At 42.7% G+C, this 16,466-nt stretch carries 12 protein-coding genes and 1 pseudogene; 2 read left to right on the plus strand and 11 right to left on the minus strand.

What is annotated here, in order from left to right:
- The 6 genes and pseudogenes from AC1DWN_RS04885 to AC1DWN_RS04910 all read right to left on the minus strand — a co-directional run.
- Positions 1-287: pseudogene (locus AC1DWN_RS04885) on the minus strand (carbohydrate ABC transporter permease); the annotation flags it as partial.
- Positions 288-292: 5 nt separating this feature from the next.
- Positions 293-1,192 carry a carbohydrate ABC transporter permease gene (locus AC1DWN_RS04890; RefSeq protein ID WP_477557843.1) on the minus strand — a complete coding sequence of 300 codons (900 nt, stop codon included), beginning with the start codon at positions 1,190-1,192 and terminating at the stop codon, positions 293-295.
- Between the two features lie 67 nt (positions 1,193-1,259).
- Positions 1,260-4,193: an extracellular solute-binding protein gene (locus AC1DWN_RS04895; protein ID WP_477557817.1), complete on the minus strand. Its 2,934-nt coding sequence runs from the start codon at positions 4,191-4,193 to the stop codon at positions 1,260-1,262.
- Positions 4,194-4,289: 96 nt separating this feature from the next.
- The gene (locus tag AC1DWN_RS04900; protein WP_477557818.1) at positions 4,290-5,666 is read right to left on the minus strand and encodes an ABC transporter substrate-binding protein; all 1,377 of its coding nucleotides are present in this window, start codon (positions 5,664-5,666) and stop codon (positions 4,290-4,292) included.
- A 396-nt stretch (positions 5,667-6,062) separates the two neighbouring features.
- Positions 6,063-7,199, minus strand: coding sequence for a GntR family transcriptional regulator (locus tag AC1DWN_RS04905; RefSeq protein ID WP_477557819.1), 1,137 nt, complete (start codon positions 7,197-7,199; stop codon positions 6,063-6,065).
- Positions 7,200-7,496: 297 nt separating this feature from the next.
- Positions 7,497-9,605: a methyl-accepting chemotaxis protein gene (locus tag AC1DWN_RS04910; protein ID WP_477557820.1), complete on the minus strand. Its 2,109-nt coding sequence runs from the start codon at positions 9,603-9,605 to the stop codon at positions 7,497-7,499.
- Positions 9,606-9,791: 186 nt separating this feature from the next.
- Here AC1DWN_RS04910 and AC1DWN_RS04915 point away from each other — a divergent pair, with 186 nt between their 5' ends.
- Positions 9,792-10,982 (plus strand): MFS transporter, encoded by a 1,191-nt coding sequence (locus AC1DWN_RS04915; protein ID WP_477557821.1) that lies wholly within the window; start codon positions 9,792-9,794, stop codon positions 10,980-10,982.
- A gap of 126 nt (positions 10,983-11,108) precedes the next feature.
- On the opposite strand, the gene AC1DWN_RS04920 is transcribed toward AC1DWN_RS04915, so the two are convergent.
- Together AC1DWN_RS04920 and AC1DWN_RS04925 are read right to left on the minus strand one after the other, a co-directional pair.
- A complete protein-coding gene (locus AC1DWN_RS04920) occupies positions 11,109-12,932 on the minus strand; it encodes an ABC transporter ATP-binding protein (protein WP_477557822.1) in 1,824 nt (607 codons plus the stop codon).
- Positions 12,916-14,670 (minus strand): ABC transporter ATP-binding protein, encoded by a 1,755-nt coding sequence (locus tag AC1DWN_RS04925; protein WP_477557823.1) that lies wholly within the window; start codon positions 14,668-14,670, stop codon positions 12,916-12,918. The genes AC1DWN_RS04920 and AC1DWN_RS04925 overlap by 17 nt, the downstream gene beginning before the upstream one ends.
- A gap of 202 nt (positions 14,671-14,872) precedes the next feature.
- Between AC1DWN_RS04925 and AC1DWN_RS04930 the strand changes: the two genes are divergently transcribed.
- A complete protein-coding gene (locus AC1DWN_RS04930) occupies positions 14,873-15,043 on the plus strand; it encodes a hypothetical protein (protein WP_477557824.1) in 171 nt (56 codons plus the stop codon).
- 221 nt (positions 15,044-15,264) lie between these two features.
- Here AC1DWN_RS04930 and AC1DWN_RS04935 read toward each other — a convergent pair whose 3' ends face one another.
- The 3 genes from AC1DWN_RS04935 to AC1DWN_RS04945 form a co-directional block, all read right to left on the minus strand.
- A complete protein-coding gene (locus AC1DWN_RS04935; protein ID WP_477557825.1) occupies positions 15,265-15,702 on the minus strand; it encodes a TFIIB-type zinc ribbon-containing protein in 438 nt (145 codons plus the stop codon).
- An 81-nt stretch (positions 15,703-15,783) separates the two neighbouring features.
- Positions 15,784-16,008 (minus strand): hypothetical protein, encoded by a 225-nt coding sequence (locus tag AC1DWN_RS04940; RefSeq protein WP_477557826.1) that lies wholly within the window; start codon positions 16,006-16,008, stop codon positions 15,784-15,786.
- Positions 16,009-16,112: 104 nt separating this feature from the next.
- Complete coding sequence (locus tag AC1DWN_RS04945) at positions 16,113-16,433, minus strand: hypothetical protein (protein WP_477557827.1); 321 nt, start codon at positions 16,431-16,433, stop codon at positions 16,113-16,115.
- Positions 16,434-16,466 lie beyond the last annotated feature (33 nt).

Raw genomic sequence — 16,466 nt, forward strand, 5'->3', positions numbered from 1 at the left:
GTTCCTAATACTGCAACGAAAAACGTATTGAATAAGTACCGGGAAAACGGGATCCAGGAATCACTAAACAGATGCAGCAAGTCAAAAAAGTTTTCCAACGTCGGATTTCTAACAAAAAACCGTGGTGGAAACACGAAGATTTCATCCATAGGCTTAAATGCGTTGCTTATGGCAAAGACAAGCGGCAAGGCCATGAAGGCAGCTACAGAACCGATCATTAGAAAAAGTAAAATGTCTACACTGATCGAACGATTTATACGCTTAGGCAACAACCACCGTAGAAACATTGTGCTTATTCACCCACTTTCTTTAAAAGCCGCTGAGTTATAAGATTCATTCCAATCATAAGCCCAAATAGTACAGTGGCTATAGCCGAAGCGTATCCCATCTCAAAACGGATGGTACCATAGTCCATTAGATGCGTAACAATTGTATGCGCTGCATAATCCGTACTTGGGAAACCCGTCAAAGACATACTAACTTCGGCAACCGCGAACGAGGTCGTTATTTGGATCACCGCTCCAAACATGAGCTGTGGCCTCATGGATGGGAGCGTGATAAACCAAAGCTCCTGCCATCGATTTCGAATCCCATCAATAGCCCCTGCCTCAAACAACGTCTGATCAATACCCTGGAGACCAGCAATAAAGGCAAGGAAAGCGGTTCCTAGGCTTAACCAAAGCTGTACGAGCATAACAATTCCAAGCATATACTTAGGATCTTGAAGCCAAAGAATCGGCTCCGATATAAAACCCCACTGCATTAAGAATGAATTGAAGTACCCATACGAGTCTCCATTAAACATAATTTGCCAAATCATAAACGCATTTCCTGCAATGGATGGTGCGTATAAAATTAGCGTGATGAGAGCCCTAATCTTCGGAGGCAACTCATTGATGAGCCATGCGAAAATAAAGCAAGCTATATAACTGAGAGGACCAGTAATCGCAGCGAATAAAAACGTGTTCTTTAAAGCGATTAGGAACACATCATCCTTGACGAATAACCGTACATAATTGTCCCATCCGGTCCACCGCGGAAATTCAAGCATATTGAAGTTCGTAAAGCTAAGCGATAGGGACATCACGACCGGAAGCGCAGTAAATAGGAAAAAAATGATAAAAAACGGCGCCAATAAAATATACGAATGCTTGTTTAACTTTACATCTAGTAATAAAGTTTTCAGCTTCATCGACTTTTGCTGGGGCTGCACGTTCACTGCGGAACGTTCACGAGTTGTGCTTTGAATAAGAATCCCCTCATTTCTCTATTGGAAGCCCGAATTCTTTTCGTTTGATCGTAATTTCTTCATTAATAAATCGGACGTATTGATCAATCGTCTCCCTAGGGTCATCCCCTTGTAAAACAACTCTTCGGAAAGCATTGTCTAAATGTCTGCCAGTAAAGTAACCTCCCGGAACTTCCGGAATTCCCCTTACCCAGTTCCATTGATTGATCAGTTTCTTTAAGTCGGCTGTTGGCCAAGGCAGCTCCTGGAGTGCCTCAATATTTGCGGTAGGGTATCGAGCGGATATGCCCAGCAGTCCTTCCATCTCAAGACCAAAATCCACCTGAGCCTCTTTTGCCGTCCACCACTTCATAAATTCCCATGCATCTTGTTTATTCTCAGCACCTTTAAACATGACGGTACCGAATCCTCGACCTGGAGCTTCGCGGCGCACCTCTCCATTATCCGAACGAACCCCTGGAACTGGAGCAAAATCCCATAAACCTCGGATCTCTGGCGCACTGACGCTTAAATGGTTGTATGTCGAATAATCCGCAATACCTATCGGCATTTCCCCCGTTCTAAATCGGTTCGGGAAGTCAAACGTAATCGGCAGCTTATAGTTCGCATACAATTCAGTCCACTTTCGGAACGCCTGGATGGACACTTCGGTATCAAGCCCACTGGTTTTTCCATCATTCTGGTACAATTCACCGTCGCTCTGATTCAGCATCATCGTATAGGCCGGATTTGGCGGCATCTGGTCAGTTACTGCAGATGCATCAAGCGAAGCCTGCGGCATACCGAACTGCAAGTTATTCTTTTGCAGCACTGGGATCATGTTATAAACGTCTTGCCACGTGTCAGGAACTTTTAGCCCGAGTTCACGAAGAATATCTTCTCGATAGAACAGAACTGGAAATATTTGCTGCTCTGGCAGCGCAAAATATTCACCTAAATACTGATAGGGAACCATCGCACTCGGTTGGAACCGTTTAATTACTTCATTAAAATCTTCGAATACGGATAAATCCTGGAGCGCGCCGCGCATCGCAAAGTTTACCGGAACATCGTTACCCACCTGTATCGCCACGTCTGGACCTTTACCTGCAAGCGTTGCGGACAGCAGCACATTAGCGGATACAAGCTGAAGATTAATCGGAACGCCCGTGTCCGATGTAAAATCATTGTCGATCATTTTCTTTATGGTTTGAGCTTGGTCTCGCCCTGATAGTACCCATACAGAAATAGCTTCTTTTCCATTTTCATTTTCTGCTGTACTAATGCTGCTGTAATCCTCGAAGAAAGACGATAAGAATGATGTACTCTCATGGACAATCTTTTCGAAAAAAGTCGCTTTCGCTCTCGGCAAATCTGCACCAGGCGATGTGACAAGAAGATAATCCAAAGCCAGCGGCTGTTCCTTCGCCTGCATCATCCATGTGCTGAGCGCACCTACATTCGTCTTGAGAGACTCCAAGCGTGACGGAATCGTATCCGGGTTTTTAGCCATATCATCCAATTGGTACGATAATGTTTGGAGCAACGCTGTCCGTTCGCTCGCTTTACCGTCAAACCCTTGAAGTACCGAAGCAACCTCTTTAATCGTCTTACTTTGTTGAACCAACTCGTCTATTAACTCAGGAATCCGTTTCTCTAATTGATAGTCCCGGAATGGATCCGGTACCACACCAGTAAAGCTAATGATTTTACGGTAAAGTGAATTCAGCCCTAATACACTGGATTCTACAGTCCGTAATATCGGAGCAAGCTCTCCGAGCGTAACTTCCATCCGCAGACGGTGTTTCCCTTCCGTTAAATAGAACAAATAAGGCTCCTTCTCTTCCGAGCCAACTACTTTCATTTGCCAATCGCCACTGTAATCGAATGAAAGCCTGCTAGCTTCTTTAAATGGAATCTTCCCGTCAACGTATAGTACCCTTGTTGATGAAAGTCCTCTATTTGCCGTTTGTTTACTTTTCATTGCAATTTGATATAAACCGGTATCGGGTACTTCAATTTCCCACTCTACCCACTGACCAGGCATTCTCCAATTCGTACCGCCAATCGCATTCATGCGCATTTTCGACGCATGATAGGGCTCTGATGTAGGTGAACGGTCCATGATCGGATATAGTGTTGAGCTCGACTTTAGTACAGCGTCTTCAGCTTGCAATTTGACGAAAGCATTGGAAACTTCCTCATAGCCGTTCTGCTTATATACGTCCAATTGATCTTTATAATCAATCATCTTCTCCGTCTGAAATAGTTCGATCCAATCGATAACTACTGGCTCTTTCAATGAGGTTAATGACAGAGTATGAATGCCTTCACTTAAATAAAAATAATAAGGCTCTTCATAATAACCAGTTATATCCCGAAGTGTAGCCTCTTGCCAGATTGACTCTTCCGCTTGATCTGGACGAATGTCGTTACCACGGTTATCTCGTTTAATTTCACTATCTTCACTCTTCCAAGCTCTTTGCAAAAAAACGCTATTCGCCTCTGCGAACGGGCTACGCCCATCAATTCGAAGCTCTCGCTCAATATCCGAATTTTTCCCTGATATGTTGAAGTAACGTAGTTTGATGTTGTAGAGCCCCGCGTTCTTCACTTCGAGCTTCCAGCTAATTGTGCCTGACTCGTCTGCAAGCACGGCACTTCCGTTCTTCCCGCTTCCATCCTCGAATGGCGCAGCTTCCATTCCTTCAACTTTCTCATAATGTTCAGCTTCAACTCGAATGACTTGCTTTGGCTTGGCCTCATTTATGTATCCATCGAGATAACGGTCATATCCGTTTGCACTAAACGTCTCCTCGATCGCCAGTGATGATTCACCCGTCCCGATAGTCTTCTCTTCTGCCTCAATGCTTGATGCCGGCGGCGCAATCGCCAATAAACCTATGGCCAACGCTGCTGAACAGCAGATCGCTACATATTTTTTAATGTTGAATGACTGGCGCAATTGAAGCTCCCCTCTCCGTCCTCTTACACGAGCACCTTCAACACAATGGCATGAAGGTGCATCGTATGAGAGCGTTAAATGATACTTACTTCAGAGTTACTCCAAAATTTGCTTCATTGCAGATTCCAATAACGGCTTGATCTTCTCAATTGCCGTAGCAGGTGTTTCTTTTCCTTCAGCCATATTCTTAGTAGCTTCAGTAAGAATAGTACCAGCTTCTGGTAAAACGTTGTAACTCATGTACTCTACATTTTTCGCCATTTCTCTTACAGTGTCTACAATTTCAGCAGAAGGATATGTTGCTTGCTGCGATTCATTGACCATCTCCTGAACATCTGGATAAGCTGGTCTCCACAATGTTATTTCATCCATTATTTTAGCAGCCACTTCCGCATTCTTGGACATTTTCGCTACAGTCCACATGTTTCCAAACGGCGTAAAAGTTGTATATTTCTCTGCTTTCGGGCCTTTCGGGAAGAACACAAAGCCAATCTCGTCCGTCATGTTTTTCTTAAAGTTGTCAACTTCCCACGTGAAATGCAGCGTCATTGCCACTTTGCCATCCACAAATTTCTGGCCGGCTGTATCAACCGCTTTGTGAGTATTGTACAAGTCATAGAAAGCTTGTGCAGCTTCCATCGCGTTCGGGCTGTCAATCGAAACTTTCGAAGAACCGTCTTCCGCTGTATCTACCGAAGCGTTATTCGAATAAACATACATATTGTAAAGATCTTGATGTCCAGCGCTCAAACCAACTGTATCCAGTTTACCGTCGCCATCCGAATCTTTCGTAGCGTTTTTCGCGACTTCARCGAATTTATCCCAAGTCCATTCACCCTTTTTCTGCAATTCATAAGGATCTTCAAGACCTAACTTTTGGAATAATGTTTTGTTATACCACACGCCAAAACCTGAAGGGGAGCTCTCTGTAAGCCCATATTGTTTGCCATCAAACGTACCACCTTCGATCATCCAAGCTGGTACCTTATCTTTGTCGATCGTAATGTAATCCTCAAATGGAGCTATGAAGCCGTCTTTTACAAGCTTCGGGAACGCCCAGAACAATTCCAAGCGGACGATGTCTGCAAAGGGATCACCTGCTAAGGATGTTGTAGTGAATTGCTCAACGTATTGGTTATAGTCGAGTGTTACAAACTCAATTTTTGTATTGTATTTCTTCTCAACCTGTTCAATAACTTCAATCTCTTTTTGGTTATAAGCATCGCGATCCGCTTCTGCAACTGCGCGCGGGTCAGCGTTCCACCATGCCGCAATCTTAATCGGCTTGCCACCCATGTCGATAGCTTCTTCTTCAGGTGCTTTCGTTTCTTCAGGCGCCGGCGTTGCTGTCGCTGTATTCGCAGGAGTTTCTCCTTCTTTATTACCGTTATTACCGCTACAACCTACAATTGTGAAAACAAGTGCGAAAACAAGGATGATAGAAAATAAATTAAGCGCTTTGAATTTTGGCATGCGATTACCCCTTTTTAATTGGAATTTAGAATGCACTTCAAATGATTAGCCCTTGCCTTTCCTTGCTTGCCTCGATTCACCCCCTCAGCTGTAAGCGCATTCACACTTTGGAAACCTTCCCGTCTTTTGCAAAGCGAGAAGAAAGTCCGTACCCCGCTAGAATAATTAGATATATCAACTATCAGGGATTCGATCCCATTATATTTGTTTTTTTGTTTTATGTAAATATGTTGGCATAACAAATTTTCGTTTTTTAACATTAGATATACTTTCACTGATGTTAAAGCTATACCTGAAAGACACCTATAAGCCATATAGCAACGATGAAAATTAGAAGAAGCTGAGACAAAAAAAGTACCCGCTTCTCAGCGAGTACTCGAAAAATTCTATACAACCCTAACTGGCAGGACCAGTTGTTTGCCTAGCAACCCATTCCACGTCAATCTCTAACTTGTTATGCTTCTGTACGTTTCCATTATTAATCTGATCAACAAGCATCGCGGCTGCTTGCTTGCCGATTTCATAAAAATTTTGTGTTATCGTCGTAATCGGTATTTCGATGTTTGCGGAAATCTCATGATTATCAAAACCTACAATAGACAGCTCTTTCGGCACCGCTACGTTCCGTTCAATAGCTGTGCGCACAAGGTCTACAGCCAAATGATCATGCTCTGCTTGAATCGCAGTAACACCTCTATCAAGCAAACGATCTATTAGCGATTGAATGAAATTCAATTTTTCTGGGGATTCATATATTTCCATAAAATCATCAACCACAATTTCCCCATCAATTGGAATATCTGCATCCTTCAGCGCCTTACAATAACCGTAAAATCGATCTCTGACGGAGGTTCTATATTGTAGATTAATACTTGATATAAAGGCAATAGATCTATGTCCTAGTTCAATAAGCTTAGATGTCGCCATGTAACCGCCTTTGAAATTATCAGACGTTACACTTCCTACTGGGACATTGTCATAATACTGGTCGATTGTCACAATCGGCTGTCCGTTCATGTAGAGCGAATAAACGGCATCAAGATTCTTTAACGTACTTACTGGGTATAGTATGATGCCCGAGATACCGCGCTTAGGCAGACTATATATGAGTTCTTTCTCTTTTTCAGTRCTCCAGTTGCTCGAATGGATCGTAAGATAATATCCCTTATCGTCCAAGTACTCCGTCGCACCATGAATATAAGCTAAAAGACTATTCGAGGCCGCATATGGCAAAATCATCGAGATAATCTTGCTCTCGGAGATTGCCGGAGGTGTACGGTTGTCTATTCTTTTGACAAAACTGCCGCTTCCCCTTTTTCGATAGATCAACCCGTCACGCTCCAACTCTATAAGTGCGCGTTTCGAAGTGATTCTGCTTACTCCGTGCATCTCAGCGAGATCATTTTCAGTTGGAAGCTGTTCTTCCACCTTATATTCCCCTGATTCAATCTTGTTTTTCAAATCCTTGTATATCCTACTATACAACGGTCTGACATCTTTCGGCATAACTAGCCCCTTTTCTACTTTGTTCATCGTAAATTAAGTATATCAAATTTTCAAGTATATGAAAAGTCAACCATACAAGTCGGCCTCTAATAACCAATGTTGTTATATTAATATGCATCCCATGCTAAAAGACCTTCACTTTATGCAAAAAAAGGGAATGTGACTAGTCCAAAGACAATCTTCATCCCCTTTTTTTCAMTCCAACAGTCCTATAGCATAACAAGAGAAGTTCTTTCATATGGTCCAATTATATCAGATTATCTATTAACTTTCCAAGTTATCATAGCCTTCCCATACATTTCCACAAAACCTTTATTAGCGAGCTTATATTTTAAAATAAGACAGCTTCTCCAGCAGCTCCTGCACCATATTGCTTAGTGCTTCTGCTGAAGATGAAATTTCCTCCATAGATGCAAGCTGCTCCTCGGAGGCTGCGGCAACGCTCTGAGCATCAGACGAAGCATCCGATGCTAGATCAGCAAGCTGGGAAACACTAGCTGATATTTGCTCTGTGCTAGCCGTCATTTCCTGGGCTGCAGCGGACACCTCTTGAATCTGGCCATTTACTAGATTTATTTCCTCAAGAATAGAATGGAATAACTCGCCGCTCTCCGTAACACTTCTAACCCCTTGCTGTACCTTCTCACTACCAACAGCCATAGCCTGAGAAGCTTTTTTTGTGTCGACACGCACATGCTCTACGAGTCCCGTCACTTGCACCGCTGCATTTTTCGTTTGATCTGCCAGTTTACGGATCTCTGCTGCAACAACTGCAAAGCCTCTGCCATGCTCGCCTACTCTAGAGGCCTCGATTGCTGCGTTGATTGCAAGCAGATTAGTTTGCGCACTAATATTTGTTATGAGATCTATCATTCCACCGATTTCAACAGATCTTTCACCTAGCCGCACAATCGCAATTCCCGTCTCCTCTACGGACTGTTCCAACTCCGCCATCTTGGAAACCGCTTCTTGCAGCTGAATGCTGCCCTGTTTCGTTTGTTCGGCAACCTCATGCGTGGATTCCGATACAGCAGACGAGGAATCTGCAATACGCTGCACTCCAAGCGTCATTTCATTCATAGCTTGAGAAGATTCCGAAGCATAATCATTTTGTTGCTCAGCTCCTTCGGCTACCCGTGAAATAGATTCCGCAATGGTTTCAGCCGCTTTCCCAGTCTGTTCGGCACTTGCCGTTAGCTGCTGAGAGGTCGCTCCAACTGCCATTGACAAGTCTGCCACGAGTGAGAACATTCCTCGGAGCTTATCAGTCATTTCATTGAAATGACCAGACATCTTTCCAAACTCATCACCTGAATGAACTTGCAACTGCTGGGTCAGGTCGCCTTTTGCCATTAGTTGAAGCTTATCCGTTAGTACACGAAGAGGGGACACTACCATCCTCCATATGAGTAAGGACATAATAACAGCTAATACAAACATCGCTATTACCACCGCAATAATTGCGTCACTCTTAGCTTTCGTATACTTCGCCAAAATCGTCTCTTTTTCAACGGATGCTTGTGTATACCAAACCTGATCACTACCAGACATCACTATAGGCTCGAAGACTCGCAATACTTGAACCCCTTTGGAATTCAATGTGTAATCGTTTAATGTTTTCCCGCTTTTCACCTGTTCCCACAATGTAGCCTTTTCAGGAGAATCGCCGTAATGCTGAAGAACAGACTCAGTATTGTTTGGATTGGCAGCGTATATACCGCTAGCAGTTATGAGTGAAACATATCCACCCATTGGCGAATATTTCTCTGCCTCTTCTTGTAAATATTCCAAAGAAAGATCTATCCCGATAATTCCAAGGAATCGTCCTGACTCATCCAGTAACGGCTGGATGACTGACATCATTTGCTTCTGCTCACCCGCTGCTTCATAAGAATAAGGCTCCAAGTATGCAACCTGCTTACTTGATTTAGGCAAAAGATAAAAATCACCTTCTCCTGGTTTCTCATAGTTCTTCAACGGTTCTACGATCATTTTATCGCCTTGCCTGATCACATAAGGAATGAATCGACCTGTGTCATCATCATAGAGAGTTTTATTCACATTCGCTAGATCGTTTTGATCAAATGCATTAGGCTCCCATAGTGTATAGATTCCCAAAGCCTCAGGATGCTGCTTCAGCATTCCCTTTAATAAAGAGACTACATCCTCACGAGAGAGCTTCTGATGCTTTGTTGACTCTAATAATATCTCAGATAGTGCCTTCATAGATGAATCCATCCGTACGATCGTATTTTCAAATTGTTTAGCATATTCTTTACCCGCTATTTGCGCTGTAAGCTCCCCATCATTCAAGCTTATTTCCTTTAACTGTTGAAGATTAATAAGCAAAATGGAGAAAAACACGATTCCAATGAATAAACCAACTACTGCAATAAATTTTACTGTTAATGAAAGCTTCCTATACAGTTCCATGTGCTCAACTCCATTTAGTTTGTTATGACATTAATCGACAAATTACTACATGATTATTATAGGTATATTTACCTATATTAAAATTGCTAGGTTAATCAAGTGTTTGTTGATTATTACTCTATCCTTTTGTCATATAATTCCGTATAATGCAAGATTATAACGATTCGTATAGAGGTGTGTGTTTCAATGAAAAATAGCAGTCCATTAACGGCCAATTTAAATTATTTTTTGTTTTTTTACGTGTTTATTTATGCTGGAAATGCAGTTTACGGCACCTTCCTGCCCGTATATTTCCAAGATATCGGCTTCTCTGCTATACAAATCGGGACGTTGCTTAGTTTAGGTCCTTTTGTTGCGATTCTGGCACAGCCGCTCTGGGGTTCACTCGGTGACCGGGCTAAAACGAAAAATATCATCCTGCTTATTTTACTTGCAGGCTGCGGTATTACGATGATTTTGTACCCTTTGTCTAACGAGTTTACTTATCTATTATTGATGATTTGTATCTTTACTTTTTTTCAAACCTCTATCTTTGCCATAAGCGACACCATAACATTAGAAGTATTGGACAAGAAAAAATCTGGCAGTTTCGGGCATATTCGTATGGGAGGGACGATCGGATTCGCTGTAATGTCGCTTGTGTTCGGTATTATTTCCAAAAACCATATTGGCTCATTATTTGCCGTATACTCTAGCATTATAGTGGTGTCCTTCTTGCTAGTATTAAGATTCCCTAAGGTGGAAGGTCATCAGTCGCAGGGAAGGAAGATATCCTTTTTTGTACTGTTCCGAAACCGGATGTTAATGCTCTATTTCAGTATAAATTTCATACTGCAAATTACTCTTGGGTATTATTATTCGTTTTTTCCGATGTATTTCAAGGATCTAGGCGGAGATAACATTATGCTCGGGTGGTCAATGGTTATTTCATCACTCAGTGAGATCCCTTTTTTATTATTTGCTGATAAAATATTCAAACGTGTGAAAATTCCTTATATTTTATTAGGTGCCGCTGCGGCAACCGCACTGCGATGGTATCTTTTTTCCTTCATCGACGCGCCACTTTGGGTGCTTCCGGTACAAGCGCTGCATGGCCTAATCTTTATCGTCCTGTCTGTAACGATGGCAACTTACATTAATCAAGAAGTGCCTAAGGAGTTAAAGGCGAGCGGCCAAACGTTCAATGGACTAATGAACCTTGGTATAGCGCGTATAATTGGAAGCTTCGCTGGTGGTATCGCAACGGCTAGCTTTGGAATTCGCCGCGTGTTTATGTACAATTCGTTCATCGCGTTTCTATGTATGGTCGTGTTCGGTTTAATCTTCTGGAAAGTAGGCAATCGGAAATCGTCCGTTACAAAACAATCATCCATATAGTCTGGAAATGTAAAAAGGGTTGAACAGGAGTCTAATCCTGTTCAACCCTTTTCTGTCTGTCTCATAAACAAGCCACTCAAAAATTTGTTCGTGTCATCAACTATATTCCAGTTAGCATCCATTCGTTTATCCGGCCTCAGTCATCGTGCTCCCCTGCGAGTGGCGGTACATTTCTTCATAATAGCCTCCAAGCTCTAGCAGCTCGGTATGAGTACCGGATTCGATAATCTTACCTTTCTTCATGACCAATATGCGGTTAGCCTGCATGATCGTTGACAATCGATGAGCAATGACTATCGTCGTTCTTCCTACAGAAACAAGCTGCAGTGCTGATTGAATAAGCCGCTCCGTATGTGAATCGAGATTTGCTGTCGCCTCGTCCAAAATTAATATTTTTGGCTCAAACACAATAATTCTAGCAAACGAGATAAGCTGTCTCTCCCCCGCAGATAAACCACTGCCTCGTTCAGAGAGTCTCGTGTCGTATCCATTTTTCATTTGCAAAATCAACGTATCCGCACCAACAAATTCACAAGCACGAATAACCGATTCCCTGGAAATAGTCTCATCAAACAATCGCACATTATCAAGAATCGAACCCGAGTATAAGTATGGCTCCTGCTGCACAAGGCCAACTATTCTATGCAGTGAAGCTTGTGGTATTTCACGAATATCCGTTCCATCAATTAGTACACTTCCCTGCTGCACATCATAAAAACGGCATAACAAGCTAATTAACGAGCTCTTGCCCGCCCCGGTCGTACCTACGATACCGATCATATTCCCTGCTTCAATATGGAGGTCGAGATTGCGAATAACTGGGCTTTCAGGATTATAGGCAAAGGAAACCTGATTGAAATCAATCCTTCCTTCTACGTCCGATACCATCATTTCATTCGTTACTGAATTATCCTTCACTTCTGGTTCTATCGCAAAAATGCCCCAGATTCGATTCACAGCGACCGATGCCGCTTGCAGTGTATTCCACTGCTGAGTTATATTATTAATCGGTTGAAAAAACTGGCGAATATAAGTAATAAATGCATACAACACACCAAACTCCAGCGCAGAATCAAGAACTGCCGATCCCCCTAGCCAAATTACTAAAGCAATTGAAATATTACTTAAAACTTCAAAGGATCGATTAAACAGCACGTTAGTACGAATCTCACGCACATTGGCTTGAAAATAGGAATTGTTACGCTCAGTGAATTGCTTCCCCTGCTCCCGCTCTTGGTGAAACACTTGAATCAGGTTCATACCTGATAAATTTTCCGCAACAAACGCTACGAGACGAGACAAACGAGTTCGAGCCATTTGATAGGTTTTGCGCATGTACGATCGAAATGCAATAGCAATCAACGCGATAATCGGCAGCAAAATCAAGCAATACAGTGTTAAAGTGACATCCAGCTGAAACATAAGCACAATAATGAAGAGAAGTGTCATCCCGTCTCGCAGCAAGCTTAACAGAACTTGGTTGAAAAACTGATTCAAAGCTTCAGTATCACTTGAAACATGTGTTATAAGACTTCCGCTGGGCACCTTGTCAAAATAGGACATCGACAGCTTCGAAATATGCTCGAACAGCTGTTTACGAATTTTCGCAACGATGCTTTGACCTGCGTATTGCAACAAATTATTTTGTATATAAGTAAATAGCAGACTCAATAAGGACAGTATTAAATAGATGCCGCCGATAACGAGTAGCCCGCTATAGTCTTTGCCAGCCATTAGAATGTCATCAATCGCGATTTTTACAAGAAAGGGCTGCAGCAGCTCGGCAGCGATAGCAATAATCGTACTGAAGAACACGCCAATAAAAGCTAAACGATGCGGCTTAATATACTTTGATAATACTCGAAAGGTAGATATATACTTGGGCTTGACAGCTGGCCCATTAAGTTCAGCTTTCTGATCCATTTGCCAGTTTTTAATGGCCTGCGGCATGCTGACTTCCCTCCTCTTGAATGGCGTGGAGAGTGGCATACAGTCCATGCTGAGCGAGTAATTGCTCATGTGTGCCCCGTTGAACGATCTCTCCTTCATCCATGACGATAATTTCATCGGCATGCTTTAATGCGCTAATTCGATGCGCAATCAAAATCGTCGTCTTCCCTTTCCGAATCGCACGTATAGATTCAATAATGCCGGTTTCTGTAACCGCATCAACAGCGCTAACGCTATCATCAAGAATCATGACAGGCGACTTCTTAATAATGCCTCGCGCCAGACTAGTTCGCTGTCGTTGTCCGCCTGACAATGTTATGCCACGCTCTCCGAGCTTCGTTTCAAAACGATTAGGAAATTCAATAATATTGTTATAAATCTGAGCTTCCTTAGCAGCTTCTTCTACTTCCTCAAGCGTTGCATCCCTCCGATAAAATGCGATGTTCTCCCTAATTGTTGTGCTGAACAGAAAGCCATCCTGCGGCACATATGCAATCTGATTGCGCAGGCTCTCTAATGTAAGATCCCGTATGTCCGTCTCGTCGAACCATATCGTTCCAGGTGGTGGGTCATACGTACGTAGCAGAAGCTTCATTAAGGTAGTCTTCCCGCTTCCCGTTCTTCCCACGATGCCAACTGTCGTTCCGGATTTGATGTCCAAGCTGATGTTACGAAGAGCTTCTTTCGTCGTATCCTCGTATGAAAAGGATAGATTATGAATATGTATGCCTGCATGCTGAAAATCGAGAGCAAGCGCATCCTTTAGTTGCTTAATATCCGGCTTCTTGCTTAATAATTCATTCAGCCTCTCCAGCGAAGCCCGTGACCGCTGCATCGTGTTAATAACGTTGCCGATTTGCTGCAGCGGATTCATCAGCATCCGAATATAGAACATTAACGCAACAAAGCTGCCGAGTGATATCTCCTTCGTAATGGTCAGATAGCCGCCAAGCGTCAGTCCGATAATAAGCGAGAGCGAACCGAGAAAAGGGATTAACGCTTGAAAGAAAGAGGAGACACGCACAAGATGCAGCTGATTGTCACGAATAAGGTCGACCGTCTCACCGAATCTGCGATTCATAATCGATTCTACAGCGAACTTTTTGGTTACACGAATGCCGCCGAACTGCTCCTCAGCTGACTCCGTCATCGCTCCAAGCGACTCTTGAACCTTTAGAGAGCGCTTACGGATAATAGGTCCAAATTTTATGACGATGATAGGAATGAGAAGTAAGGGGATGATGCATGCGACAATTAAGTAAACAGGAATATCACTAAGCAGCAGCATCGTGACCGTAGCGACTAAAAGGATCGATGCCCCAGCCGTCTGGTTCACGCCCATCGAGATCGATTCCCGTACAGAGGTCACATCATTCATAAAGTAACTGAGTAGTTTGCCTACACCATTTTTCGAATAGAAGCTTTCGCTTAATTCAGTGAAATGATTAAATAGCCTTCTTCGAGTCATAAACTCGAATAATCGACCGACATACATGACCAAATATTGCGCTAACCCTCCAATAAGGGCAAAACCCGCCCCTATCCCGAGCAGCAACCAACTATAGTTCACAACATCAGCCTTTGATAATTGTCCCGCTTCAAGTGAATTAGTAAAGTCGCCAAGCACCTTAGGAAACTGCACATTAATGCTATTCGCTATTAAATGAAACAAGATTGAAAAAAAATAAATATGCCAGGTCTCTTTAAAAAAATCAGCCAACAACCTTTGTTGTTTCAAAAGAATATCACGTCCCCTCCCTGTTCAGAATTGAACCATTTTTCCCATTATACACCACTTTCCGGTCAACGGATGATCACCGACGATTTATTAACTCTACTGAAGATCAATTAAATCCAAGCCAATGCGTTAGTTCAGAACCTCTGGGATAAAATGAAAACCATCTTCTCATACTATGTGTGAGAAGATGGAGGTGTAAGTCATGCCCAAAAATGACGCTGATCCCAAGATGGACCGCGCAGATAATCGTGCAGATAAGAAAGACAATCAACAGAATCACGCTAATTTCACTGAAGAAGCTCAGTCGTTGACAAGCAATAAAGCTGCCGATTATGTCCCTAGTTTAAATGGTATATCTAAAGATGAAATTTAAATAACAACGAGGCTGCTTTAACGTTACTATATAACGGGAAAGCAGCCTCTCTAAGAAAAGGAACCCTCTGCGAGCAGTAGATCCACTTAATCCGAGGTAGCCTTTATCGACATCAATTTGTATGCTGTCAACAAATTTAATCATTTGTAATTACAGAGCAAGAGCCTCTTTCCCTTAAGGATCGAGGCTCTTGCGATTTAGTTTATGATCTAAAACTATCCTCAATCAAACAAATCTCCAAAGACGTCCAAAACCGTCTTTTTCTTCTTGTAGGGACGGCCGTATTTATCGTAACCGTGCTTGTCATGGCCGTAGTTTTGTTGTCCAAACCCTTGAGATTGATAGGGTTGTTGCTGCTGTTGGTACTGCTGTTGAGGCTGTGGCTGTTGGTACTGCTGTTGTGGTTGTTGATAATGCTGTTGAGGCTGTGAGTCTTGTTGTGACTGTAATGGCGGGGCTTGACTGCCAGATGTCGACATATTATTTGTCTGCTGCTCCATACTATCAACCTCTTGCTGCATACTTCTCAAGCCTTGCATTAGCTTATCCAGCTCACCTCGATCAAGCCATACCCCTTTACAATCGGGACATACATCAATAAGCACATCATCCTTAACGACCTCACGCATACGCACGTTATCACATACTGGACATTTCATTTGAATCACTCCTTGTATATTGAAGTTTAGAAACAATTGATCTATCTAGTTAGACTATTACGATCTTTAAAGCCATGCAGATTATGTAGCATCCTCAAAGAGATTAATACGTTCTTCCGACGCAAAGGTATAACTATGTTCTCGGCTTACCTTCACAACACGACGATTTGGCCGGCGAATGACAACAGTCGAGTCATCCCAAGCAACAACAATTCCAACTACATCATTTTTTTCGATGGCATCTCTTACTACTCTGACGGATTCACCGCTTAAGCGGAACTGATCCAATTGTTCTTCGCTAATCAAATAAATCCCTCCTGCTGCTTCTTATATTTTGAAAAACCTCAATGATTGCTTGCGCAAATCATTGAGGCTCGCTTCATTATGCGACATGGCCGTCTATACAATCATTAGCCAGCATGCTCTTTGGCGTCATTCGTTTCAAACCATTCATCAAGAACACGTGATGACATTACACGTTTACTAATATAATCGCTTTGCCGGTCTGTAAATTGTTCACGCCATTCAATAGATAATTCGTCGGACAGTTTCACAATTGTAAGCAGCTCCGACCAAGCCACGTAACGTTTGTACCAGAAAAACTGTGGGTGCTCAATCATATAAGGATATAAATCATCAAATTCCGTATGTTTGCAATCTAGTGCACGTTCAAAATGAATTTTAGCAGCAGTCAGCTTCGCATACATAAAATCAGCAGACATTTCCCCCATAACTTGTGCCTCCCCCTCGATCACTTCTGTATC

Source organism: Paenibacillus sp. P4_A7, from assembly GCF_056402455.1.

What these genes read in the sequence shown, in the direction of transcription:
- AC1DWN_RS04935 (WP_477557825.1), bottom strand. Translation starts at nt 15,702, where the DNA reads ATGAAATGTCCAGTATGTGATAACGTGCGTATGCGTGAGGTCGTTAAG.
- AC1DWN_RS04915 (WP_477557821.1), top strand. Translation starts at nt 9,792, where the DNA reads ATGAAAAATAGCAGTCCATTAACGGCCAATTTAAATTATTTTTTGTTT.
- AC1DWN_RS04945 (WP_477557827.1), bottom strand. Translation starts at nt 16,433, where the DNA reads ATGGGGGAAATGTCTGCTGATTTTATGTATGCGAAGCTGACTGCTGCT.
- AC1DWN_RS04910 (WP_477557820.1), bottom strand. Translation starts at nt 9,605, where the DNA reads ATGGAACTGTATAGGAAGCTTTCATTAACAGTAAAATTTATTGCAGTA.
- AC1DWN_RS04930 (WP_477557824.1), top strand. Translation starts at nt 14,873, where the DNA reads ATGCCCAAAAATGACGCTGATCCCAAGATGGACCGCGCAGATAATCGT.
- AC1DWN_RS04920 (WP_477557822.1), bottom strand. Translation starts at nt 12,932, where the DNA reads ATGCCGCAGGCCATTAAAAACTGGCAAATGGATCAGAAAGCTGAACTT.
- AC1DWN_RS04890 (WP_477557843.1), bottom strand. Translation starts at nt 1,192, where the DNA reads ATGAAGCTGAAAACTTTATTACTAGATGTAAAGTTAAACAAGCATTCG.